This window comes from Bradyrhizobium sp. HKCCYLRH2060, from assembly GCF_051168135.1.
Lineage (GTDB): Bacteria > Pseudomonadota > Alphaproteobacteria > Rhizobiales > Xanthobacteraceae > Bradyrhizobium.
Window position 1 is genome coordinate 168,216 of sequence record NZ_JBNPUK010000011.1, and the last position, 22,465, is coordinate 190,680.

Genomic DNA, 22,465 nt, shown 5'->3' on the forward strand with positions numbered 1-22,465 from the left:
CTTTCCACGAGTTTAGCAATTCGCGATGGCCTGTCCCTCCAGGGGAAGGTGGTTCTTCGTGCAGAGAGACTTGAGACATGCCCGACCTTCTCCTCGAACTGTTCTCCGAAGAAATCCCCGCGCGCATGCAGGCCAAGGCGGCCGACGATCTGCGCCGCATGGTCACCGACAAGCTGGTCGCCGAAGGGCTTGTCTATGAAGGCTCCAAGGCGTTCGCGACGCCGCGGCGGCTGGCACTGACCGTGCACGGCATTCCCGCGCGGCAGGCTGACTTGAAAGAGGAGCGCAAGGGTCCGCGCGTCGGCGGCGCTGACGCGGCGATCCAGGGATTTCTGAAAGCAACCGGCCTGTCCTCGATCGAGGAGGCCACGATCCAGCGCGATCCGAAGAAGGGCGACTTCTACGTCGCGCTGATCGAGAAGCCCGGCCGCGCCACGCTCGACGTGCTCGCCGAGATGCTGCCGGTGATCGTGCGCACATTCCCGTGGCCGAAATCGATGCGCTGGGGCAAGCGCTCGGAAAAGCCCGGCGCGCTGAACTGGGTGCGTCCGCTGCACGCGATCACCGCGACCTTCGGCCTGGAAACCGAGGAGCCCGACGTGATCAGCTTCGCGGTCGACGGCATCGAGGCGGGACAGACCACGTTCGGCCACCGCTTCATGGCGCCCGCGCCGATCTCGGTGCGCCGCTTCGAGGATTATGAGGCGAAGCTGCTCGACGCCAAGGTCGTGCTCGATCCCGACCGGCGGAAAGACACCATCGTCACCGACGCCAAGCAGCTCGCGTTTGCGCAAGGCTATGAGCTGGTCGAGGACCCCGTGCTGCTCGATGAGGTCGCGGGCCTGGTCGAATGGCCGGTGGTGCTGATGGGCTCCTTCGATCCGGAGTATCTGAAGGTCCCTGGCGAGGTGATCCGCGCCACCATTCGCAACAACCAGAAATGCTTCGTGGTCCGCGATCCCAAGACCGGCGGGCTGGCGCCGAAGTTCATCCTGACCGCCAACATCGAGGCGACCGACGGCGGCAAGACCATCATCGCCGGCAACGAGCGCGTCATCCGCGCCCGCCTGTCGGATGCGAAGTTCTTCTATGAGACCGACCTCAAGACGAAGCTCGAGGACCGGCTGCCGAAGTTCGAGCAGATCGTGTTCCACGAGAAGCTGGGGACGCAGGCCGCGCGTATCAAGCGGATTATGTCGCTCGCGAATGTAGTGGCCGAGGTACTTGAACCTCAGCTTGAGGTCGGTCGAAAACTCTACAATGGAAGTATGGCGACGTACTTCAACAACGTTCAGCGTGCAGCTCAGCTTGCCAAGACGGATCTCTTGACCGAGGTCGTCGGCGAGTTTCCCGAAGTACAGGGCCTGATGGGCAAGTACTACGCGCTCGCCCAGGGCGAGGACGCGTCCGTTGCTGCCGCGTGTGAGGAGCATTACAAGCCGCAGGGTCCGGGTGATCGCGTGCCGACCGATCCCGTGAGCGTGGCGGTGGCGCTCGCCGACAAGCTCGATACGCTCGTCGGCTTCTGGGCGATCGACGAGAAGCCGACCGGATCGAAGGATCCTTATGCGTTGCGCCGGGCGGCGTTGGGCGTGATCAGGCTCATATTGGAAAACAAATTAAAGATCGCGCTTTCTTCGATCTTGTTCCTACCGTTGTTCGCGAGTCGCAGTCATTTTGTGGTGAGTGAACTTAGTAGTGCTACAGAGGCTGTCATGGATTTGGCAACAAGCACGTTGCTGAAGTCTATTTTGGATGGCGAACCGAAAGCCCGAGAGGGGATGAGTGATCTCTTAGCAAAGACGGTCAATACCCTGCGTGGTTCGTCGGACAAGTACACTAAGGTTTCCGATATACCGGAAGATCATGTGCTGTTCCGTCAAGCCAGGTCGAGGCTCGACGACCTCCTCTCCTTCTTCGCCGACCGCCTGAAGGTCCAACTCCGCGAGCAGGGCGCGCGGCATGATCTCGTCGACGCCGTGTTCGCGCTCGGCGGCCAGGACGACCTGCTGATGGTCGTGCGCCGCGTCGAGGCGCTCGGCAAATTCCTCGAGACTGACGACGGCAAGAACCTGCTCGCTGGCACCAAGCGCGCGTCCAACATCCTCGCCATCGAGGAGAAGAAGGACAAGCGCAAGTTCGAAGGCGCGCCGGATGCTGGGCTCTACAAGCTCGACGAGGAGAAGGCGCTGGCCAAGGCGATCGGCGAGGTCGCAGCGGAAGCGGGCGCCGCCGTCGCCAAGGAGGATTTCGCCGCGGCGATGCGGGCGATGGCGAAGCTTCGCCCGGCTGTCGATGCGTTCTTCGACAAGGTCAAGGTCAACGACGACGATGCGGCGATCCGCGAGAACCGCCTCAAGCTGTTGAACGAGATCCGCAGCGCCACGCGCGCGGTTGCGGACTTCTCCAAGATCGAGGGCTGAGGATGGACCGGCCGACGCTCGCCGCCTATGACCGTGAGGCGGCGGCGTTCGCGGCCGACTGGCATGCGCAGCCGGCGTCGGCCGATCTCCACGCCATCGTCAGGCGCTTCTTCGTGTCCGGTGGCCGCACCGCGGACATCGGCTGCGGCAGCGGCCGCGAGGTCGGCTGGCTGAATGCCAACGGATATCCTGCGGAAGGTTTCGACGCGTCGGAGGGACTGTTGGCTGAAGCGCGCACGCGCTATCCGAACGCGTCGTTCACGCATGCCGAACTGCCCGCCCTCGCCAACATCGCAGATGCAAGCTTCGACAATTTGCTGTGCGAGACCGTGCTGATGCATCTCGATCGCAGCGACGTGGTGCCGTCGGTGCGGCGGATGCACGCGATCACGAAGCCCGGTGGCGTCCTGTATCTGAGCTGGCGGGTTACGCAGCAGGCCGATCAGCGCGATGCCCATGGCCGGCTCTATGCGGTGGTCGACCTCGCAACCATCCGCTCACTCTTCAAAGCTGACACGAGCCTGCTCGACGATGACGTGGTTAGCGCCTCCTCGGGCAAGGTCATCCATCGCTTGGTGGTGAAGACGGCGGCCTGAGCGCAACTGCGCCTTGGCTCACCGCAGGCGTCGTCGGTCGCCCCTGGATCGCGTCGCTATGCTCGCGACGACGGCGAAAAAAGTAAGCCCCGCCCGGCGGGGGGAACCGGGCAGGGCCTTTTACATCTGGCCGCTTGCGGGGGCGTTGGCGACCAAATGCAGCTCTATAACTACTCAACCACCTGAATGATCCGCCGGGATCGCGGCTCGACGAGAACAGTTTCGCCGTTCACCACGGTGTATCGGTAAGGTGTCGCGCCGAAGCGCTGCGGAACGTCGTAATATGTAACACCGGACTCCGGCAGCACGGCGCCAACAACTACGCGATCGGGGATCACATAGTTGGGAACGCGCTCGCGGACGACATATTCGCGAAACTCCGGCCGGCGCTCGACCGTGATCAATGGAGCGTCCTCCTCGACCACGACGCTGCGGCCGACGCCCGTCGTGTAGGATTGCGCCTGTGCGGTCGCCGGAATCACGACTGCGGCCACGAGGGCAGCAAGGGTGAGATGGGTTCGCATGGACGGGACTCCTGAGCTGTTGATCGCTGAGAGAGACCGGCGCGTGCCGGCACCTGCTTCCCAATGCCCGCAACAGATCATCGTTCCGCGCGGCGGACGGTGGAACCGGCGGCATTTTTTGCGGCAGATCCGGTGGTGGGGGAACCGGAACTCGTGCCGTGCGTCTCCTATTCCGCCACGATGGGCCAGGATAAAGTCCGGCCAAATCGAATCGCCCCAGCCTCGTCCTTCAATCATTCAGAGCTCGTCGATGACCCTGACCGTTGCCCATATCTCGCCGATCATGTCCGTGATCGCCGGCGTCCTGATCCTGATCATGCCGCGCCTGCTGAACCTGATCGTTGCGATCTTCCTCATCCTGAACGGCCTGATCGGCATGGGCCTGCTGAAGTGGCTCCACTTCTAGTCCCAGGTTCTAGTCCCAAGGTCGGGAACCCCCGAGCTTGCGCCGCAGCGCCCAAAGTGGTGTAAGGCGCGCGATTTCTCCTCCCATTTGCGGATCGAAGCACCTCATGGCCAAAGCGGTAGCGAAGTCTAAGAAAGTTACAGCGAAATCAAAGCCTTCCAAGCCCGGCAAGGCCAAGACCGCAGCACTCGCTCCGCCGCGCAAGGCGCTCAAGACCGCGCCGAAGCCCGCCGCCAAGGCCCCGGCCAAGGTCGCGCCCAGGTCTGCACCGAAAGCGCCAGTGAAAACCGCTCCGAAGAAGCCGGCCAAAACGGCTGCCAAGCCGGTAGCCAAGGCCGTGAAGGCGTCGGCTGCCAAGGCCCCGGCCAAGAGCGCGGTCACTGCGATCAAGCCGAACAAGTGGGTCTACACCTTCGGTGACGGCAAGGCCGAAGGTAAGGCCGGCCTGCGCGACCTGCTCGGCGGCAAGGGCGCCAATCTGGCCGAGATGGCCAATCTCGGCCTGCCGGTGCCTCCGGGCTTCACCATTCCCACCTCGGTCTGCACCTACTTCTACGCCAACGACAAGACCTACCCGAAGGAGCTGCAGTCGCAGGTCGACAAGGCGCTCGACTACATCGGCAAATTGACCGGCAAGAAATTCGGCGATCCGGAGAACCCGCTGCTGGTCTCGGTGCGCTCCGGCGCCCGCGCCTCGATGCCGGGCATGATGGACACCGTGCTCAATCTCGGTCTCAACGATCAGACGGTGGAAGCGCTGGCACAGCTGTCCGGCGATCGCCGCTTCGCCTTCGACAGCTATCGCCGTTTCATCACGATGTATTCGGATGTCGTGCTCGGCTTCGAGCACCACCATTTCGAGGACATCCTCGACACCTTCAAGGACCAGAAGGGCTATCAGCTCGACACCGATCTCTCCTCGGAAGACTGGGAGATGCTGGTCGGGAAGTACAAGGACGCCGTCGCGCACGAGACCGGCAAGGACTTTCCCCAGGACCCGCATGACCAACTGTGGGGTGCCATCGGCGCGGTGTTCTCATCCTGGATGAACGCGCGCGCGGTGACCTATCGCAAGCTGCACGACATCCCGGAATCCTGGGGCACCGCCGTCAACGTTCAGGCCATGGTGTTCGGCAACATGGGCGACACCTCGGCCACCGGCGTCGCCTTCACCCGCAACCCCTCGACCGGCGAGAGCAAGCTGTATGGCGAGTTCCTGATCAACGCGCAGGGCGAGGACGTCGTTGCCGGCATCCGCACCCCGCAGGACATCACCGAGGACGCCCGTGTCGAGTCCGGCTCTGACAAGCCGTCGATGGAAACGGCGATGCCGGACGCGTTCAACGAGCTGACCCGCATCTACACGCTGCTCGAGCAGCACTACCGTGACATGCAGGACATGGAGTTCACGGTCGAGCGCGGCAAGCTGTGGATGCTGCAGACCCGCAGCGGCAAGCGCACCGCCAAGGCGGCGCTGCGCATTGCGGTCGAGCTCGCCAATGAGGGCCTGATTTCGGAGAACGACGCCGTGCTGCGCGTCGACCCGGCCTCGCTCGATCAGCTCCTGCACCCGACCATCGATCCCGCCGCCAAGCGCGACGTGGTCGCCACCGGCCTGCCGGCCTCGCCCGGTGCGGCATCGGGCGAGATCGTGTTCTCCTCGGACGAGGCCACCAAGCTGCAGGCCGACGGCCGCAAGGTGATCCTGGTCCGCATCGAGACTTCGCCGGAGGACATCCACGGCATGCATGCTGCCGAGGGCATCCTGACCACGCGCGGCGGCATGACCTCGCACGCCGCCGTCGTCGCGCGCGGCATGGGCAAGCCCTGCGTCTCTGGCTGCGGCACCATCCGCGTCGACTACGGCCGGGGCACGATGAGCATCGGCTCGCGCACCTTCAAGACCGGCGACGTCATCACCATCGACGGCTCCGTCGGCCAGGTGCTGGCCGGCCGCATGCCGATGATCGAGCCGGAGCTGTCCGGCGAGTTCGGCACCCTGATGGGCTGGGCGGACACCGTGCGCGAGACCGGCGTGCGCGTCAATGCCGACACGCCGGAGGATGCGCGCACCGCCATCAAGTTCGGTGCCGAGGGCATCGGCCTGTGCCGCACCGAGCACATGTTCTTCGAGGAGACTCGTATCCGCACGGTGCGCGAGATGATCCTGTCGGAAGAGGAGCAGGAGCGTCGGGCCGCGCTCGCCAAGCTCTTGCCGATGCAGCGCGCCGACTTCGTCGAGCTGTTCGAGATCATGAAGGGACTTCCCGTCACGATCCGTCTGCTCGATCCGCCGTTGCACGAGTTCCTGCCGCACACCCAGGCCGAGGTCGAGGAAGTCGCGCGCGCGATGAACACCGATCCGCGCCGCCTCGCCGACCGCGCCCGCGAGCTCAGCGAGTTCAACCCGATGCTCGGCTTCCGCGGCTGCCGTCTGGCGATCGCCTATCCGGAGATCGCCGAGATGCAGGCGCGCGCGATCTTCGAGGCGGCGGTCGAGGCCGAGAAGCGCACCGGCGAGGCCGTCGGCCTCGAGGTGATGGTGCCGCTGATCGCCACCAAGGCCGAGTTCGATCTGGTCAAGGCGCGCATCGACGCGATGGCGCAGGCGGTGATCCGCGAGACCGGCGCCAAGCTGGAGTACCAGGTCGGCACCATGATCGAGCTGCCGCGCGCGGTCCTGATGGCCGGCCAGATCGCGGAGGCCGCCGAGTTCTTCTCGTTCGGCACCAACGATCTGACGCAGACGACCTACGGCATCAGCCGCGACGACGCCGGCAGCTTCCTCGGCGCCTACGTCGCCAAGGGCATTATCGAGATCGATCCCTTCATCTCGATCGATCGCGAGGGTGTCGGCGAGCTGGTCAAGATCGGCGTCGAGCGCGGCCGCGCCACGCGGCCCAATCTCAAGGTCGGCATCTGCGGCGAGCATGGGGGCGATCCGGCCTCGGTGGCGTTCTGCCACAAGGTCGGCATGAACTACGTGTCGTGTTCGCCCTACCGCGTGCCGATCGCGCGCCTCGCCGCCGCGCAGTCCGCGCTCGGCAAGGAGATCGCGAGCCAGGCCTGATCTTGCTGCGGTCGATCCGATCCTGATGAAGGCCGGCACCTGTTGCCGGTCTTTTTCATTGGTGAGGGTTCGTCCGATGCGGCGCGCACGTGACGCACGGTGCACTCCTTCTCCACCACTGCCGTCATTCCGGAGGCGCTCCGGAACGACGAGTGGAGCGAACGTCGCAGTTACGATGGAATACTCCGCCTCAGTCAATGAGGTGCAGATGATTTTCATTCACCGCATCCGTTGACCGAATGTTCACCGTTCGCGTCGGCGCGCTGTTTACCACACATATCGATCGCAAAACGCTCTGCAACTTCCCCGCTTGCCTGTCTCACGATTGCAACGCGGATTAACTCCTCGGCAACCTAAACCCGATACGAAGAGAGAAGATCGAATTGCACGGAAGCACTGTTGTTCGGTCGATCCAGTAAGCGTTGCGTTGAGCGTACCGATGTTAGTTCTGCGTCCCGGTCCGAAGGGCGCGCGATATGCGTCCTTCGGACTCGGTCTCTGCGTCTTCGCTCTGATGCCGACAGAGACCGGGTATCAAGACATCGCTTCTCTGCTCGCCCGCCAGCCGGGCGTCGCCGAGCGTTGGCAGAAGCGCGTGTTCTCGGCTGCGGCCTCCATTCAGCTCGCTACCTACAGTTTCGGCCGTCCGATCGGAACCTCGGCGCCGCAGGCGGGGAGCATCCGCCTCGCGAGCCTCGATGGCCGCGGCCTCGACATCACCGGGTCGACGCCGCGCAATCCGGTGCTGCAGGTTCCGCCGCGCTACCAAGCCTCCGACTTTCCCAAGGTCGATCGCACGCTGAAGGGCGATCGTCTCGTCGTGCGCCCGCCGACGCCGTCGGCGCAGCCGACCGAATCGGCCGCGCCCGTCGAGCCCGCGCCGTCCGAGCCCGCGCCAACGCCATCGACACAGCCCGATTCGAACTCCTCGGTGTTCGGCGCCAAGACGACGGAAGCGCCGGCGCAGGCGCCGCTCCCGCAGCGCGGTGCACTCGATCCCGAATTGCAGGAGGCGCTGAGCGCGCCGCCGCTCGCGCAATACGACGCGACGAAGTCCGAGATCCAGCCCTCGGGCGAGCTGAAGCCTGCAACCGATCAGATCCTGGTGGACGGCGCCGTCAGCTATGACGGCCTCAACGTCAAGACGTCCAATCTCTATTTCGGCACGTCGTCGCTGGGCGGCGTTGCCGGCACCATGGAGACATGGCTGCCGGGCGAGGCGCCGCTGATCGTGATGCCGGATCCGGACCTCAAGCCGATGGCGGTGCTGTCACAGCCGGCCGACGCTGCTGCCAAGGCCGGTGATGGCGGCGAGAGCATCGCGCCGAAAGGCGAGGTCAACGCCGACAATCAGCGCGACAGGACTCCGGCTGAACGCCTGGGGCTCACCGACGAGAAGGCGCGCTTCAAGTCCGAGAAGTGCCTCGCTGAAGCGGTCTATTTCGAATCCCGCGGCGAGGCGGTGCGCGGCCAGATGGCCGTGGCGCAGGTCGTGCTGAACCGGGCGTTCTCCGGCTACTATCCCACCACGGTGTGCGGCGTCGTCTACCAGAACAAATACCGCCACTTCGCCTGCCAGTTCACCTTCGCCTGCGACAACAATCCGGAGGTCATTCGCGAGCCCGAGATGTGGGACCGCGCCAGGAAGATCGCGAAGGCCATGCTCGACGGCCAGATCTGGCTGCCGGAGGTTGGCAAGTCGACCCACTATCATGCCTATTGGGTGCGGCCATCCTGGGTCGCCGAGATGAAGCGGATGTACAAGTTCGGCGTCCACACCTTCTACCGGCCGAAGAAGTGGGGCGACGGCAGCGACGCGCCGAGCTGGGGCACGCCACAGCAGACGGCGGCCATTTCGGCCGAGCTCACCGAGGCCGCCAAGAGCGAGGCCGAGATCAATCCGAACTGGACGCGGCGCTAGGCGCTGAGCGAGCGTGGCAGGCGCACCGTCGGCCGCGCGCTGAGCTCGTCGGCGATTTCGCGCGCCGCCGTGAGCGTCGTCATCGTCCGCTGCGCAAAGCCCGGATTCTCGGCCGGGCAATCGGCGCGGCAATGCGCGCCGCGGCTCTCGCGCCGGCTCCAGGCCGCGGTGGCGATCAGCAGCGCGGCGCTCGCCATGTTGCGCAGCCTCGGGCTGCCGGCGTCGCGCTCCATCCTGGCAATCGCGGCGATGGCCTCGGCCAGCCGCTCCTCGTCGCGGATGACGCCGAGCTGGCTCGTCATCATCTCGCGCAGCGACACCTCCGCAGCGCCCGCACAGGATCCGGCCGGATCGGCGAACGCAACGTGCTGCAGGGTGGAGGAGGCGGTGAACGTCCGGCCGGAGATGTCGTCGGCAATCCGCCGGGCGAACACCAGCGCGCCAAGCAGCGCGTTGCCGGCGATGTGATTGGCGCCATCCGTTGCCGTCGCGGCGACTTCACCTGCCGCCCAGAGCCCCTCGATCGTGCTGCGGCCCCGCGCGTCGACCGCGATCCCGCCCATGTGGAAATGCGCCGCCGGCGCCACTGGAATCGGCTGGCGGGTCGGATCGAGCCCCGCGGCGGCGCAGGCCCGGTGCAGCATCGGATAGCGCTCGGCGACGTCGTCATCGAGCACGTCGCGCGCATCGAGAAAAGCGCCGCGTCCGGCGATGATCTCAGCCATGACGCCGCGGGCCACCGTGTCGCGCGGGGCAAGATCCACCAGCGGATGGCGCGGCAGCATGAAGCGCTGGCCGCGCCGGTTGACCAGGATCGCGCCGGCGCCGCGCAGACTCTCGCTCACAACCGGCGCCGGATCGCGACCGGTCATCATCGCGGTCGGATGAAACTGCACGAACTCCGGATCGGCAATCACCGCACCGGCGCGCGCGGCGATGGCGAGACCGATGCCGGTGGCGTGCGGCGGATTCGTGGTCGCCGCGAACAGCCGGCCGATGCCGCCGGTGGCCAGCACGATTGCCGGCGCCGCGATCAGCATCGGCGCGGCCGCGTCGTCATCGGTCGGCCGCAGTTGCAGGCCACGCACCGCGCCGTCTTCCGTCAGCAGCGCGTCGGCGACGTGGCCCTCGATGATGCGGATCGATGGCGTCGCGCGCACGGCTTGCGACAGCGCGGTGATGATCGCCTGTCCGGTGAAGTCGCCGCGAACGCTGAGAATCCGTCGCGCGGCGTGCGCAGCCGCACGAGACGTCGCCAGCCTGCCGCCGTGATCACGATCGAATGTCACGCCGAGGCGGACCAGGTCCTCGATCGCGGCCGAGGCGTCGCGCGCGAGCGCCAGCGCAGCCGTCGCGTCGACCAGGCCGCCACCCGCAGCGATCATGTCGGCGGCATGGGTATCGGGGCTGTCGCCGGATGACACCGCTGCCGCGATGTCGGCCTGCATCGTCGTGCCGAACGAGGCTTCACCCAATGAGGTCGCGGAGATCAGCGTGACCGGCTGCGGGGCGAGCTTCAGCGCGCAGAACAGTCCGGCAACTCCGGCGCCGACGATCACGACGTGGCCGGATGTCTCGATCTGATCGTGGTCCATGTGCTGTCCAAATTCCACATTCCGTGCGCATGTGTACCGCGGTACCTGTTAGTTCTTCTTCAGAGACTTCCTTCGCTGTTTATTGGTGTTTGGCGACAAATAGCGGCCGTTCTGAAGGTCGCTCCCGCGCAGGATGAATCGTCGTTCGGGACTCGCGTATCAGGACGTTTCCCGCCGGGACAAAGACGCATGAGCGGGTTCCGCTGCCGGAACTCGCTTCGGATGACACCTGCTCATGGCTGGCCGCCACATTGAAATTTTTCATGGCTGGGTTCCGCTTTTGAGCTTGGGAGTTCAATGCAGATGCATTAACCGGAGAGGCGCGGCGGACAGCGACCGCGGCAGGGAGGACACGGATGTCGGTACAGGCAGGCGATCTCGGCACGGTGTCCCGCAGCCAGGGCTGGCGCACGCCGGTGGTCATCATCGTGTGCGGCTGCGCGATTGCGCTGCTGAGCTTCGGTCCGCGCTCCAGCCTCGGCTTCTTCGTGCAGCCGATGAGCCGTGAGTTCGCCTGGGGCCGCGACGTGTTCGCCCTTGCAGTGGCGGTGCAGAATTTGTTGTGGGGGCTCGGTCAGCCGCTCGCCGGCGCCATCGCCGACCGTTTCGGCGTGATGCGCGTGATCTGTGTCGGCGCGCTGCTCTATGCCGGCGGCCTGCTGATGATGCGCTATTCCAGCTCGCCGCTGTCGCTGAACATCGGCGCCGGCGTGCTGGTCGGCTTCGGCCTGTCGGGCTGCTCGTTCAACCTCATCCTGTCGGCCTTCAGCAAGCTGCTGCCGCCGGAGCGGCGCGGCATCGCGCTCGGCGCCGGCACCGCGGCCGGCTCGCTCGGCCAGTTCCTGTTCGCGCCCTTCGGCGTCGCGCTGATCGACCAGTTCGGCTGGCAGAGCGCACTGATGGTGTTCGCTTGCCTGATGCTGTTCATCGTCCCGCTCTCGCTCGCCGTGGCAACGCCGCCGGCCGCCGAGGCCAAGCCGACGGAGGCCGAGCAGCAGTCGTTCACGACGGCGCTGATGGAGGCGTTCGGCCACCGCTCCTACGTGCTGCTGGTGCTCGGCTTCTTCACCTGCGGCTTCCAGCTCGCCTTCATCACCGTGCATTTGCCGGCATTCCTGGTCGATCGCGGCCTGTCGGCGCAGACCGGCGGCTGGGTGATCGCGGCGATCGGGCTGTTCAACATCATCGGCTCGCTCAGCGTCGGCTGGCTGCAGAGCCGGCTGCCGAAGCGCTACATCCTGTCCTTCATCTATTTCACCCGCGCGCTGGCGACGCTCGCCTTCATCTCGTTCCCGGTGACGCCGGCGACGGCGATCGCGTTCGGCGCGGTGTCGGGGCTCGCCTGGCTGTCCACGGTGCCGCCGACCTCGTCGCTGGTCGCGATCATGTTCGGCACCCGCTGGCTCGCCACGCTCTATGGCTTCGCCTTCGTCAGCCACCAGGTCGGCGGCTTCCTCGGCGTCTGGCTCGGCGGCATCGTGTTCGAGCGCTACGGCTCGTATACGCCGATCTGGTGGCTCTCGATCCTGTTCGGCGTGCTGTCGGCGCTGATCAACCTGCCGATCGTCGAGAAGCCGGTCGCGCGTGCCGTTCCCGCGACCTGAGTTGCGCTGCCGACCCGATCGGCTAAACATGGCGTGAGACGAAGAAAGCGCAGGGAGTGCGGCTGTGGGAACGTTCAAGGCGATCCGGATCGACAAGGCGGACAAGGGAACGACCGCAGCGCTGACGCAGTTCGATGAAGCTGAACTGATGGACGGTGACGTCACCGTGAAGGTCGAGTGGTCGGCGCTGAACTACAAGGATGGGCTGGCGCTGACCGGCAAGGCGCCGGTGGTGCGCCGCTTCCCGATGATCGCGGGGATCGATTTCGCCGGCACGGTCGAGCAGTCCAGCCATCCGGCCTGGAAGCCGGGCGATGCCGTGATCTGCACCGGCTGGGGCATGGGCGAGACCCATCTCGGCGCCTATGCCGAGAAGGCGCGGGTCAAGGGCGACTGGCTGGTCGGCCTGCCGCAGGGGCTGTCGGCCCGCGATGCGATGGCGATCGGCACCGCCGGCTTCACCGCGATGCTCGCGGTGCTGGCCCTGGAGAAGCACGGGCTGACGCCGGCGAGCGGGCCGGTGGTGGTGACCGGCGCGGCCGGCGGCGTCGGCTCGGTGGGGACGGCGGTGCTCGCCAGGCTCGGCTACCACGTGATCGCCTCGACTGGCCGCCCCGCCGAGGCCGACTATCTCAAGTCGCTCGGCGCCGCCGAGATCCTCGACCGCAACGAGCTGTCCGGGCCGGCCAAGCCGCTGGCGAAGGAGCGCTGGGCGGGCGGCATCGACAGCGTCGGCTCCAATACGCTCGCCAACCTGCTGGCGATGACCAAATATGGCGGCGCCATCGCCGCCTGCGGCCTCGCTGCCGGCATGGATTTGCCATCGTCGGTGGCGCCGTTCATTTTGCGCGGCGTGTGCCTCCTCGGCATCGATTCGGTGATGTGCCCGCTGCCGGCGCGCAAGGCGGCCTGGCAGCGCCTCGCGACCGATCTGGATCGTGCAAAACTAGCTGAAATCACTCACGAAATTGCCCTGGACCAGGTCGCGTCGCTGGGTCCGCAGATCCTCGCGGGCCAGGTCCGCGGCCGTACGGTGGTAAGAATATCCTGAGGACGTTCAGACTTTTCAAACCATGCTGCTCCATTGTTGCCATGGTTGGTATGGTAAGCATGGGGTAAAGATACCGCCTTACCCGCTGCGTGGGGTTAAGTGGGAGTTTGATGCATGCTCGCGCGTATATTGCTGGGCACCGTGACTGCCGGTGCCGTGATTGCTCCCGCGATCGCGGGTTCGATGACCGCCGACGAGGCCCGCAAATTCGTCGCCGGGAAGGTGTTCGCCTTCACCTGTGTCGACGGCACCCGTGGCGCGGGCCGCATCCTCGACGACATGGGCGCCGCCGGCGCGGTGCAGTTCTCCGGCTCTGGCCCGGTGCGTCACATCCGTCTGCCCGGCAATACCCTGCAGATTCGCGGCCAGAATGTCTGCGCTGCCATCAAGGGCATGCCGTTCGAGCCGTGCTTCAACCTCGACAAGAAGGACGACCGCAGCTTCCGCGGCTCGGTCTCCGGGCTGGGCGCCTTCGCCTATTGCGATTTCCAGCACCAGGGCGGAGCCACCATGCTGATGGCGCGCGCCGTGGCGCGGCCGCGCGCACGCGCTGCTGCGCCCGCGGCTGACGGCTCGCACACCGAAGTCGCGGCGCGGGTCGAGACCCCGCGGGTGGAACGCAGCAAGGTTGAACCCTTGAAGGCAGATGCTGCGAAGGCCGCCAAGGCGGACAGTTCCAAGACTGAGAACATCAAGGCCGAAAACGCGAAGGCTGAGATGACCAAATCCGATAACGCGAAGTCGGATGCGGCGCCGGAGCTGCGTCGCTCGACCGATTAGTTGTTAGTTCACCGATCATTGAAAAACCAGCTCCCTATTAACATAGAGCAATATTTTAAGCTGACCGCACGTTAGTGGTCATTGCGCCGTAGTCGTACGGAATCTTAAATTCATGCCTCGGTAGCGACTCGTGTGCAGTTTGCGACCAGGGGGGTGGCCCATGAGAAAGGGTCGTTATGTCGCTTTATTTCTTCCGGATCAGCCAGGGCCGCTATTCTGGCGCTGCTGACCAGCCTTATGAATTCGCCAACCGGGAAACCGCCTGGAACGAGCTGACGGCTGTCTGCTCCGACCTGATCGGTGGGATCTCGAAGTCGTTGCAGCAGGGGGCCGAGTGGCAGATGGAACTGCTCGACGAAGCCAAGCAACCGGTGTTCCGGATTCGCCTGGTGTCCGAAGCAGTGGGCTGAGGTGGGGCTGTCCGGGGTGATTGCGCCGCTGGCCATCGGATTCTCATCCGTTACGCCGTGGCGCAAATTCTCTGAATGCGTAGTTCGATGACAGACGTGTCCACCTCCGGGCGCGTGGATCGGAATCGGCAAACCTCGGCTGAGGCGCTGCATCATGACGCGGCACCGGTCTCCGTCGCATTCGCATGCTCACAGCCGCTCTGACGTTACTCCTGGCTCCTGCTTCGTCGCTATTCACCAACGGTATTCAGGAGCCGACCTCAATGAGCGCCGGTTCTAGAGCACCGCGCTATCTATGCTGGCCGTCATTTTATTCGCATTATCCGTACTCTTACGGTTCCAGCATTAACCTGCGATAAGCCTATTTCGCGCCCAATGAGCCCGTCAGCGACGACGTGCGGGTCCGAAATTTTCGGAGTCCGCCGATCTTCTGACCTTCGACCGCGCAGCGCAGCGCAGACCTGGATGTTCGGGCCGTCCCTGGCGCTGGCAGAACGCGGCCGAACCACGCAGTCAGCTGGGGTCCTCCGTGTCAACAATGTCCATCCGTACGAAGATCATATCGGTCATCGCCTTCATGCTCGTCACCATGTGCGGGCTCGGCGTGCTCGCCGTCACCAGCATGCAGTCGATCAATGCCAACACGGTCGACATCGCCCAAAACTGGCTGCCAAGCGTGCGCGCAATCGGCGAGCTGCGCGCCGACATCAACCTGCTGCGCATCGCCTTGCGCGCGCATGTGATGTCGGAGACGGCCGAGGCCAAGCAGGGCGCGGAGAAGCGCGTCAACGGCATCCTCGAGACGATCAACAAGGACCGCAAGACCTACGAGCCGATGATCACCTCGACCGAGGAACGGGCGATCTACAACAACTGGGTGCAGTCCTGGGAGAAGTATGTCGTCGCGGTCAAGCAGGTGATGGACGAATCCAACAAGAGCGTCGGAAAGATCCCGCACGAAGCCACCGAAATGCTGGAAAAATCGGCCGCCGCGATCGCGCGCGACGCCGACAAATACTTCATCCAGGACATCGAGTTCAACAACAAGGGCGCCGATAACGCCACGCGGCAGGCTGCCGAGAGCTACTCGCGGGCGATCTGGCTGGTGGCATCGATCATTGCCGCGGCCGTCATTGCCGGCATCGCCGTCGGATTGTATCTCGTGCAGAACGTCTCGTCCGGCATCGCCTCGATCATCAAGCCGATGCAGGAGCTCGCCAAGGGCGATCTCGGCGCGGAGGTGACGCATCGCGGCGAGCCGACCGAGATCGGCGCCATGGCCGATACGCTGCAGGTGTTCAAGGAGGCGCTGATCGCCAAGAAGGAGGCCGATGAGCTCGCGGCCCACGATGCCGAGGCCAAGATCGAACGCGGCCGGCGCGTCGACAACATCACCCGCCAGTTCGAGGCGACGATCGGCGAGATCGTGCAGACGGTGTCGTCGGCCTCGACCGAGCTCGAGCATTCCGCCGGCGCGCTGTCATCCACCGCGACGCGCTCGCAGGAGATCTCCACGATGGTCGCGGCGGCCTCCGAGGAGGCCTCCACCAACGTGCAGTCGGTTGCCTCTGCGACCGAGGAGCTGTCGTCCTCGATCACCGAGATCAGCCGCCAGGTGCAGGAATCGGCCCGCATGGCCAACGAGGCGGTCGAGCAGGCGCGTACGACCAATGATCGCGTCGGCGAGCTGAGCAAGGCGGCCGCGCGCATCGGCGACGTGGTCGAGCTGATCAACACGATCGCAGGCCAGACCAACCTGCTGGCGCTAAATGCGACCATCGAGGCGGCGCGCGCCGGCGAAGCCGGCCGCGGCTTCGCGGTCGTCGCCTCCGAGGTCAAGGCGCTGGCCGAGCAAACCGCCAAGGCGACCGACGAGATCGGCCAGCAGGTGTCCGGCATCCAGGCGGCGACGCAGGAATCGGTCGGCGCCATCCGGGCGATCTCCACGACCATCGAGCGGCTGTCGGAAATCTCGTCGGCGATCGCGGCGGCCGTGGAAGAGCAGGGTGCCGCCACGCAGGAGATCTCGCGCAACGTCCAGCAGGCATCGGAGGGCACGCAGCAGGTTTCCGTGAATGTCGTCGACGTGCAGCGCGGCGCCACCGAGACTGGTACGGCTTCCACGCACGTGCTGGCCGCGGCGCAATCGCTGGCCTCGGACAGCGACCGGCTGAAGCGTGAGGTGGCGACGTTCCTGGAGTCGGTGCGCGCGGCCTGATATGTCCGACGAGCGGGATTAGATCGCGTCCCGTAGTCATACGACGTTCAGCATTAACGGAACTTTGCGGTAATCGGCGGCACCCTGCTCCCCAGCAGGTGCCGCTTTTTCGTCTCCACCGCGGCGCGGTCGGTCACCGCGGAAGCCGGCCTCCCTCCAGGCGGCCGACAGCGAGATGCTTTCCCTCGGAGGATCAGGACGTGTCCAGGCTTTCCATTCGTCTGAAGATCATCGCGGTCATCGCCTTCATGCTGGTGGCGATGTCAGGGCTTGGCCTGCTCGCGGTGCGCAGCATGCAGTCGATCAACGTCCGCACCGTCGACATCGCCACAAACTGGCTTCCCAGCGTGCGGGTGCTCGGGGCGCTGCGTGCCGACATCAACGTCTACCGGCTCACACTTCGCGCCCACGTGATGGCGCTGTCGGCGGAGGCCAAGGCGAACGTCGACAAGCGAATGGCGGCCATGCTCGACAACGTCAGGAAGGACATCCGGACCTATGAGCCGCTGATCTCGGACCCCGAGGAGCACAGGCTGTACGAGGCCTGGAAGAAGGCTTGGGAAAAATACACGGTTGAGGCCGACAAGGTCCTCGATGTCTCCCGCAACAGCGTCGGCCGCCTGCCTGATGACATCGAGGGGCTGTTCAGGGGCACCGGCGTTGCGTCGGCCGAGTCCGAGAATCTTCTGATCAAGGCGATCGAGTTGAACGACAAGGGCGCAGCAACGGCAACTCAGGAGGCTGTCGATGGCTACAACAGCGCCTTCTGGATCATGGCAACCATCCTGATCGCGACGATCGCTGCGGGCATCGGCGTCGGCTTCTACCTCGTGCAGGACGTCTCGGCCGGCATCGCCTCGATCATCAGGCCGATGCAGGCGCTCGGGCAGGGCGATCTTTCGGCCGAGGTGCCACACCGCGGCGAGCCGACCGAAATGGGTGCGATGGCCGACACCTTGCAGGTGTTCAAGGAGGCCCTGATCGCCAAGAAGGAGGCCGACGAGCGCGCCGCCGCCGACGCCGAGGCCAAGATCGAGCGCGGCCGCCGCGTCGACAACATCACCCGCCAGTTCGAGACGACGATCGGCGAGATTGTGCAGACGGTGTCGTCGGCCTCGACTGAGCTCGAGCACTCCGCCGGCGCGCTGTCCTCGACGGCGACGCGCTCGCAGGAAATCTCGACCCAGGTCGCGGCGGCCTCGGAAGAAGCCTCGACCAACGTGCAGTCGGTCGCCTCGGCCACCGAGGAGCTGTCGTCGTCGATCACCGAGATCAGCCGCCAGGTGCAGGAATCGGCGCGGATGGCGCAGGAGGCCGTCTCGCAGGCCCGCCAGACCAATGATCGCGTAGGCGAGCTGTCGAAGGCAGCGGCACGCATCGGCGACGTCGTCGAGCTGATCAACTCAATCGCCGGCCAGACCAACCTGCTCGCCTTGAACGCCACAATCGAGGCGGCCCGCGCCGGCGACGCCGGCCGCGGCTTCGCGGTGGTCGCCTCCGAGGTCAAGGCCCTGGCCGAGCAGACCGCCAAGGCGACCGGCGAGATCGGCCAGCAGATCGGCAGCATCCAGGCGGCAACGCAGGAATCGGTCGGCGCCATCCGCGACATCTCCGGCACCATCGAGAAGCTGTCGGAAATCTCCTCGGCGATCGCGGCGGCCGTCGAAGAGCAGGGCGCGGCGACGCAGGAGATCTCGCGCAACGTCCAGCAGGCCGCGCATGGCACACAGCAGGTGTCGTCGAACGTCGTCGACGTGCAGCGCGGCGCCACCGAGACCGGCTCGGCGTCCTCGCACGTGCTGAGCGCCGCCAAGTCGCTCGCGACCGACAGCGACCGCTTGAAGCGCGAGGTCGCCTCGTTCCTGCAGTCGGTCAGGGCCGCCTGATCGTCACTGCGCCGGCTGAGCCGGCGGCACCTGCTGCTGCCGCCGGAACAGCACTTTCTGGTACAGCCAGCCGATCGCGACCAGCACCAGGCCGAGTCCGATGAACGACAGTGCGCGCCACACGCCCGTCAGAGCCGACATGTCGACCAGGAACGCCTTCAGGATCGTCAGCGCGATCACGATAGCGGACGCCAGACGCGCGCGCTGCGACTGCACGACGATTCCGATCCCGAGCAGCACCACGCCGAAGGCGAGCCAGGCGATCGAATAGGTGTACTGCTCGGCGGCGCTGGTCGGCCCTGCCGTCAGATCGGGGCCGTGATAGATCCGGCGGATCTCGAGGCTGACATAGGACAGCGCCAGGATCAGCGCGCCCGCGGCCAGCGTATTGCCGTAGCCCGGCGGACGGCGGCCTGCGACCGCGTAGGACAGCAGCAGCATCAGCACCGCCGGGAACGCATAGGCCAGGATCAGGATGTTGAGCAGGCCGCCCTTGATCGCGACGTCCGAGATCATCGGGTTCTCGAACATCAGCAGACCGAGCACGGTGGCGCCGCCGGCGAATCCGGTGAGGATCACGGCGCCGATGTTGTGCACGATGCTGCCGCTGCGCTCCCGCAGCCGCTCCAGCCCGATCGCCAGCGCCAGGGCCACGCAGACGTCGAGTCCCACTTCGGCGAGCGACGGCACCGCCAGCATGTCGCCGTCATTGACGGCGTGGCGGATCTCCAGGAAGGCGAGCAGGGTGGTGAACAGGATCGCGGCGGCCTCCACCGCGCGTAAGGGCGCGTCGTCGCCATGGCGGCGCATCAGATAGCTCGCGCCCCAGAACGACGCCGCCGGAACGCCATAGCCCCACAGCAGCCAGTTGACGATCGGCGTGGTGCCGACATCGGCGCCGACGATGCGCGGATCATGGCCGATGCGCAGCACCACGAGCCCGGCAAAGACGGCCGCGAGCGTGCGCAGGAACGGGATCGGCCGGCTCTCATAGATCCAGGCGGTGCCGAGCGACATCAGCGCCAGCGCGATCGTCAGCCAGCCTTTTTCCAGCGCGAAGGTCAGCGCCAGCGCCAGCGCGGCCAGCGTGCCGGTCGCGAACAGCGCGATCGAGACACTGAGGCCGGGACGCTCCTCGCGCCGCGTCAGTGCCTCGGTGGCGACGGCAAAGCCAGCGGCGAGCACGACGGCGACGATCGCGAACGGGATCGAGCGGTCGAGATGGGCGATGCGCGCGTAGAGCGCGACCAGCAGCGCCAGCGGCGTGAACACGCCGGCCGCCGACCACACCACCGGCACGGCGGCGTTGTGCGAGTGCCCCTGCGCCAGGAAGCCTGAGCCGCCGAAGCCGAGCGCGAAGATCGCCGCCGTGACCAGATGCGAGGTGACCGATGCGCCGAGCGGGTTCGGTCCCATTCCCGGCAGCGCGCCGCCGGGCAGCACCAGCAGGTCCGGATTGTCGCGCAGCGCCCATTCGGCGAACACGAGGAACACGGTCGCAGCGGCGGCGGCCACCGCGCCGGCTGCGCTCGGCGCGCGCCAGGCGACCGCCAGCGTGGCCGCGACCAGCAGCGTGAAGCCGATCAGCGCCAGGCCGTCATGGAAGCTCGCCAGCACGACCAGCATGGCGCCGAGCAGATAGACGGCGAGTCCCACCGACGAGATCGGCTCGACCCCGTCGTCGTCGGCCGCGGGGCCGAACATGAAGCCGCAGACCACGATCAGCGCGGCCAGTGCAAAGCCGGTGACGACATGGAAGACGTGCGGCGCCACCGTCTCGATGCCCGCGTCGAGTCCGGGCAGGGTCCACAGGAACGACAGCCCGATCGTGGTCATCGCGAGCCAGCGCCACAGCCGCACGCGCGCCAGCGCGAACGCGGCTGCGGTGACGATGGCGAGGTAGATGTAGAGCGCCCAGTAGTTCGGCTCGCCGGTCGACACCAGCACCGGCGTCGTGAATGCCGCGACGAGGCCGAGCCCGGCCAGCGCCGGGCCGTGCAGCAGCGCCGCCGCCAGCGTGCCCAGCGCGACCACGCCGAGCAGCACGAAGGCGATCGCGGGCGGCAGGAAGTCGTAGAGTGCGTAGGCCGCGTAGATGGTGGCGAAGGCGACCGCCGTGCCGGCCGCGGTGAGGATCGCCGGGATGTTGGCGATCGGCAGCGCCGCGATCTGCGAGATGCTCTCCCTGCGCCGCGTCCATTCGCCGGCCGCGAGCAGCGCGGCCGCAAACAGCGCGCCGAGCGCGACGCGCACCTCGGGGCCGACGAGGCCAGCCTCGATCGAATAGCGCACCATGAAGAAGCCGCCGAGCGCCAAGGTCAGCCCGCCGATCCACACCACCCAGCGGGTGCCGATGCGCTCCTCGAAGCCGGCCGCGGGCTGCGGCACGGGTGGCGGGGACGCGAGCGGCGGCTGATCGGCCGCTGCGTCGCTCGCCAGCGCCGCGGGCTGGAGAGCAGGCTCGGTCAGCTCCGGCAATGGAGGCGGCATTGGCGGGGCTTCAGCGGGCTCCTGAAGCGGGCTGAGCGGCGGCGCGACCACCGGCGCGGCCGCGATCGGGGGAGCGGCCTCGAGCTTGGCCAGCCGTGCCTGCACCTCGGCCAATCGGTCGGACGTCCGTCGCGCGAAGGCGAGCGCCGCGAACGCCACCAGCAGGGCGATCCAATCCAGGGGCCAATCGAACATCACGCGGAAATCCTGAAATCGATGCCGCCGGGAGGCGTCACGGGTGGAGGGAAGCTGCGAGCCCTTGCGGACCCCGGCGAATCGGCCAACTGCTCCGGCGGGCCGCACGATGGCCGTCGTTCCCTCTGTGTCAAACCGCGGAACATAAGTTCAAAGCGCGCCGGTATGCGGCTACGCAGCGCCGCAACTCAGTCCAGATCGATCCGGAACGGCGCGCTGTCGACCATCATGGCGCCGGGCCCGATCGCGTCCAGCGCGCGCACCATGCGGCCGTTGCGGCCCAGCGCCCTGTCGGCCAGGCTGACGATCAGCCGGTTCGGCGAGGCGATCGGCGAGGCCTGCCGGATCGCCCAGGCGATATCGAGCTCGTCGCGATGGGGGTTGAGCGCGCAGGCCGCGGCGAAGGCGCTCGCGGTGGAGCGGCTGATGCCGGCATAGCAGTGGATCACCAGCGGCGCCGCACGATCCCAGCCGCGCACGAACTCCAGCACCTGGGCGACGTGATCCTCGCTCGGCGCCATGAAGCCCGGCAGCTGCTCGGTGATGTCGTCGACCGAGACCCGCAGATGGTTCTCGGGGCGGATCGTCTCCGGCCGCCGCACCTGCTCGACATTGGCCATGATGGTCAGCACGTGGCTGGCGCCGGTCAGGCGCACGGTCTCGGGCAGGGCGGCGAGTGAGCAGACGTGGATCATGGCGAGCCTTTGAACGCCCGATTATACGAATGGGGGCACAAGGGCAAAAGCGCGTTTTGCAAAAGCGCGTTTTGGATGTCTGCCGTCGGGCTGGCGCATGTGGCGCCGACAGCCCTCAGCGCGTGTTCTTGAGCTGCCGCAGCTCCTGGCGAACCAGATGGGCCTTGCCCTCGATCTCCGCGTTGAGCCGCTCGATGTGGTCCACGAGACCGTCGCGCAGACCCTCACGCCGTGCCTGTGATGAATGGACCGGCTGTCGAGCGCCCGTCTCTGCCCACGGACGCCGCAGGATGAGAGCGTACAGCGCCACCATCGCGGCCACCGCGAGCGGCATGCTCAACGCATAGATCTGGCCCATCGTCATCGGAGCCCTCCAAGGACCCATTGCCCCACCAAATGTAGGATCAAACCGGCCATGAAGCAAACCGGGGCCGACACATAGATCAGCGTTGGGTCGGTATTTTGCGGCAGGAAGCCATAGATTTCCTGTCCAATCGGCACGAAAACGCCGACCGAAACGATCGCGGTCGCCAGCGTGTTGGCCCAATTGGCCAGCAGCTTCAGGCGCTCGTTCTGGCGCTCTTCGGGCGTCAGCGGCATC

The 22,465-nt window shown here is 66.2% G+C and carries 17 protein-coding genes; 11 read left to right on the forward strand and 6 right to left on the reverse strand.

Annotation, left to right across the window (positions count from 1 at the left end; translation table 11 throughout):
* Positions 1–77 precede the first annotated feature (77 nt).
* A complete protein-coding gene (gene glyS, locus ACQR10_RS21720) occupies positions 78–2,423 on the forward strand; it encodes a glycine--tRNA ligase subunit beta (protein ID WP_434864105.1) in 2,346 nt (781 codons plus the stop codon).
* 2 nt (positions 2,424–2,425) lie between these two features.
* Complete coding sequence (locus tag ACQR10_RS21725; RefSeq protein ID WP_434864104.1) at positions 2,426–3,019, forward strand: class I SAM-dependent methyltransferase; 594 nt, start codon at positions 2,426–2,428, stop codon at positions 3,017–3,019.
* Positions 3,020–3,189: 170 nt separating this feature from the next.
* Here the strand turns inward: ACQR10_RS21725 and ACQR10_RS21730 are convergent, their stop codons facing one another.
* Entirely contained in the window at positions 3,190–3,543 is a 354-nt protein-coding gene (locus tag ACQR10_RS21730) for a DUF1236 domain-containing protein (RefSeq protein WP_434864103.1), read from the reverse strand.
* Between the two features lie 250 nt (positions 3,544–3,793).
* Here ACQR10_RS21730 and ACQR10_RS21735 point away from each other — a divergent pair, with 250 nt between their 5' ends.
* From ACQR10_RS21735 to ACQR10_RS21745, 3 genes are all read left to right on the forward strand, one after another.
* Positions 3,794–3,949 (forward strand): DUF3096 domain-containing protein, encoded by a 156-nt coding sequence (locus tag ACQR10_RS21735; protein ID WP_012042558.1) that lies wholly within the window; start codon positions 3,794–3,796, stop codon positions 3,947–3,949.
* A 106-nt stretch (positions 3,950–4,055) separates the two neighbouring features.
* Positions 4,056–7,019: a pyruvate, phosphate dikinase gene (gene ppdK / locus ACQR10_RS21740; protein ID WP_434864102.1), complete on the forward strand. Its 2,964-nt coding sequence runs from the start codon at positions 4,056–4,058 to the stop codon at positions 7,017–7,019.
* A gap of 439 nt (positions 7,020–7,458) precedes the next feature.
* Positions 7,459–8,940, forward strand: coding sequence for a cell wall hydrolase (locus ACQR10_RS21745; protein WP_434864101.1), 1,482 nt, complete (start codon positions 7,459–7,461; stop codon positions 8,938–8,940).
* On the opposite strand, the gene ACQR10_RS21750 is transcribed toward ACQR10_RS21745, so the two are convergent.
* On the reverse strand, positions 8,937–10,535 hold the full coding sequence (locus ACQR10_RS21750) for an L-aspartate oxidase (protein ID WP_315802840.1): 1,599 nt from the start codon (positions 10,533–10,535) through the stop codon (positions 8,937–8,939). The two genes, ACQR10_RS21745 and ACQR10_RS21750, sit on opposite strands and share 4 nt — an antisense overlap.
* A 356-nt stretch (positions 10,536–10,891) precedes the next feature.
* Here ACQR10_RS21750 and ACQR10_RS21755 point away from each other — a divergent pair, with 356 nt between their 5' ends.
* The 6 genes from ACQR10_RS21755 to ACQR10_RS21780 all read left to right on the forward strand — a co-directional run bounded on the left by ACQR10_RS21755 (position 10,892) and on the right by ACQR10_RS21780 (position 18,484).
* Positions 10,892–12,139 carry an MFS transporter gene (locus ACQR10_RS21755; RefSeq protein ID WP_434840436.1) on the forward strand — a complete coding sequence of 416 codons (1,248 nt, stop codon included), beginning with the start codon at positions 10,892–10,894 and terminating at the stop codon, positions 12,137–12,139.
* A gap of 64 nt (positions 12,140–12,203) precedes the next feature.
* Positions 12,204–13,190, forward strand: coding sequence for an acrylyl-CoA reductase (NADPH) (gene acuI / locus ACQR10_RS21760; protein ID WP_434885819.1), 987 nt, complete (start codon positions 12,204–12,206; stop codon positions 13,188–13,190).
* A gap of 114 nt (positions 13,191–13,304) precedes the next feature.
* A complete protein-coding gene (locus ACQR10_RS21765) occupies positions 13,305–13,970 on the forward strand; it encodes a hypothetical protein (protein ID WP_315802843.1) in 666 nt (221 codons plus the stop codon).
* 176 nt (positions 13,971–14,146) lie between these two features.
* Entirely contained in the window at positions 14,147–14,380 is a 234-nt protein-coding gene (locus ACQR10_RS21770; protein ID WP_015668557.1) for a DUF6894 family protein, read from the forward strand.
* A gap of 529 nt (positions 14,381–14,909) precedes the next feature.
* Positions 14,910–16,598 (forward strand): methyl-accepting chemotaxis protein, encoded by a 1,689-nt coding sequence (locus ACQR10_RS21775; RefSeq protein ID WP_434886896.1) that lies wholly within the window; start codon positions 14,910–14,912, stop codon positions 16,596–16,598.
* A gap of 200 nt (positions 16,599–16,798) precedes the next feature.
* Entirely contained in the window at positions 16,799–18,484 is a 1,686-nt protein-coding gene (locus ACQR10_RS21780; protein ID WP_315802846.1) for a methyl-accepting chemotaxis protein, read from the forward strand.
* 3 nt (positions 18,485–18,487) lie between these two features.
* Here ACQR10_RS21780 and ACQR10_RS21785 read toward each other — a convergent pair whose 3' ends face one another.
* The 4 genes from ACQR10_RS21785 to ACQR10_RS21800 form a co-directional block, all read right to left on the reverse strand.
* Positions 18,488–21,169 (reverse strand): DUF2339 domain-containing protein, encoded by a 2,682-nt coding sequence (locus ACQR10_RS21785; RefSeq protein ID WP_434912065.1) that lies wholly within the window; start codon positions 21,167–21,169, stop codon positions 18,488–18,490.
* A gap of 188 nt (positions 21,170–21,357) precedes the next feature.
* Complete coding sequence (locus ACQR10_RS21790) at positions 21,358–21,864, reverse strand: tyrosine phosphatase family protein (RefSeq protein WP_315802848.1); 507 nt, start codon at positions 21,862–21,864, stop codon at positions 21,358–21,360.
* Between the two features lie 115 nt (positions 21,865–21,979).
* Positions 21,980–22,228, reverse strand: coding sequence for a hypothetical protein (locus tag ACQR10_RS21795; protein ID WP_315802849.1), 249 nt, complete (start codon positions 22,226–22,228; stop codon positions 21,980–21,982).
* Positions 22,225–22,464: a hypothetical protein gene (locus tag ACQR10_RS21800; RefSeq protein WP_315802850.1), complete on the reverse strand. Its 240-nt coding sequence runs from the start codon at positions 22,462–22,464 to the stop codon at positions 22,225–22,227. Before ACQR10_RS21800 ends, ACQR10_RS21795 begins: the two co-directional genes overlap by 4 nt.
* Between the last annotated feature and the right edge of the window lies 1 nt (position 22,465).

Bases quoted from the DNA above. Each gene is read 5' to 3' on its own strand.
- glyS (WP_434864105.1), top strand. From the start codon at position 78: ATGCCCGACCTTCTCCTCGAACTGTTCTCCGAAGAAATCCCCGCGCGC.
- ACQR10_RS21725 (WP_434864104.1), top strand. From the start codon at position 2,426: ATGGACCGGCCGACGCTCGCCGCCTATGACCGTGAGGCGGCGGCGTTC.
- ACQR10_RS21730 (WP_434864103.1), bottom strand. From the start codon at position 3,543: ATGCGAACCCATCTCACCCTTGCTGCCCTCGTGGCCGCAGTCGTGATT.
- ACQR10_RS21735 (WP_012042558.1), top strand. From the start codon at position 3,794: ATGACCCTGACCGTTGCCCATATCTCGCCGATCATGTCCGTGATCGCC.
- ppdK (WP_434864102.1), top strand. From the start codon at position 4,056: ATGGCCAAAGCGGTAGCGAAGTCTAAGAAAGTTACAGCGAAATCAAAG.
- ACQR10_RS21745 (WP_434864101.1), top strand. From the start codon at position 7,459: ATGTTAGTTCTGCGTCCCGGTCCGAAGGGCGCGCGATATGCGTCCTTC.
- ACQR10_RS21750 (WP_315802840.1), bottom strand. From the start codon at position 10,535: ATGGACCACGATCAGATCGAGACATCCGGCCACGTCGTGATCGTCGGC.
- ACQR10_RS21755 (WP_434840436.1), top strand. From the start codon at position 10,892: ATGTCGGTACAGGCAGGCGATCTCGGCACGGTGTCCCGCAGCCAGGGC.
- ACQR10_RS21765 (WP_315802843.1), top strand. From the start codon at position 13,305: ATGCTCGCGCGTATATTGCTGGGCACCGTGACTGCCGGTGCCGTGATT.
- ACQR10_RS21770 (WP_015668557.1), top strand. From the start codon at position 14,147: ATGTCGCTTTATTTCTTCCGGATCAGCCAGGGCCGCTATTCTGGCGCT.
- ACQR10_RS21785 (WP_434912065.1), bottom strand. From the start codon at position 21,169: ATGTTCGATTGGCCCCTGGATTGGATCGCCCTGCTGGTGGCGTTCGCG.
- ACQR10_RS21790 (WP_315802848.1), bottom strand. From the start codon at position 21,864: ATGATCCACGTCTGCTCACTCGCCGCCCTGCCCGAGACCGTGCGCCTG.
- ACQR10_RS21795 (WP_315802849.1), bottom strand. From the start codon at position 22,228: ATGACGATGGGCCAGATCTATGCGTTGAGCATGCCGCTCGCGGTGGCC.
- ACQR10_RS21800 (WP_315802850.1), bottom strand. From the start codon at position 22,464: ATGCCGCTGACGCCCGAAGAGCGCCAGAACGAGCGCCTGAAGCTGCTG.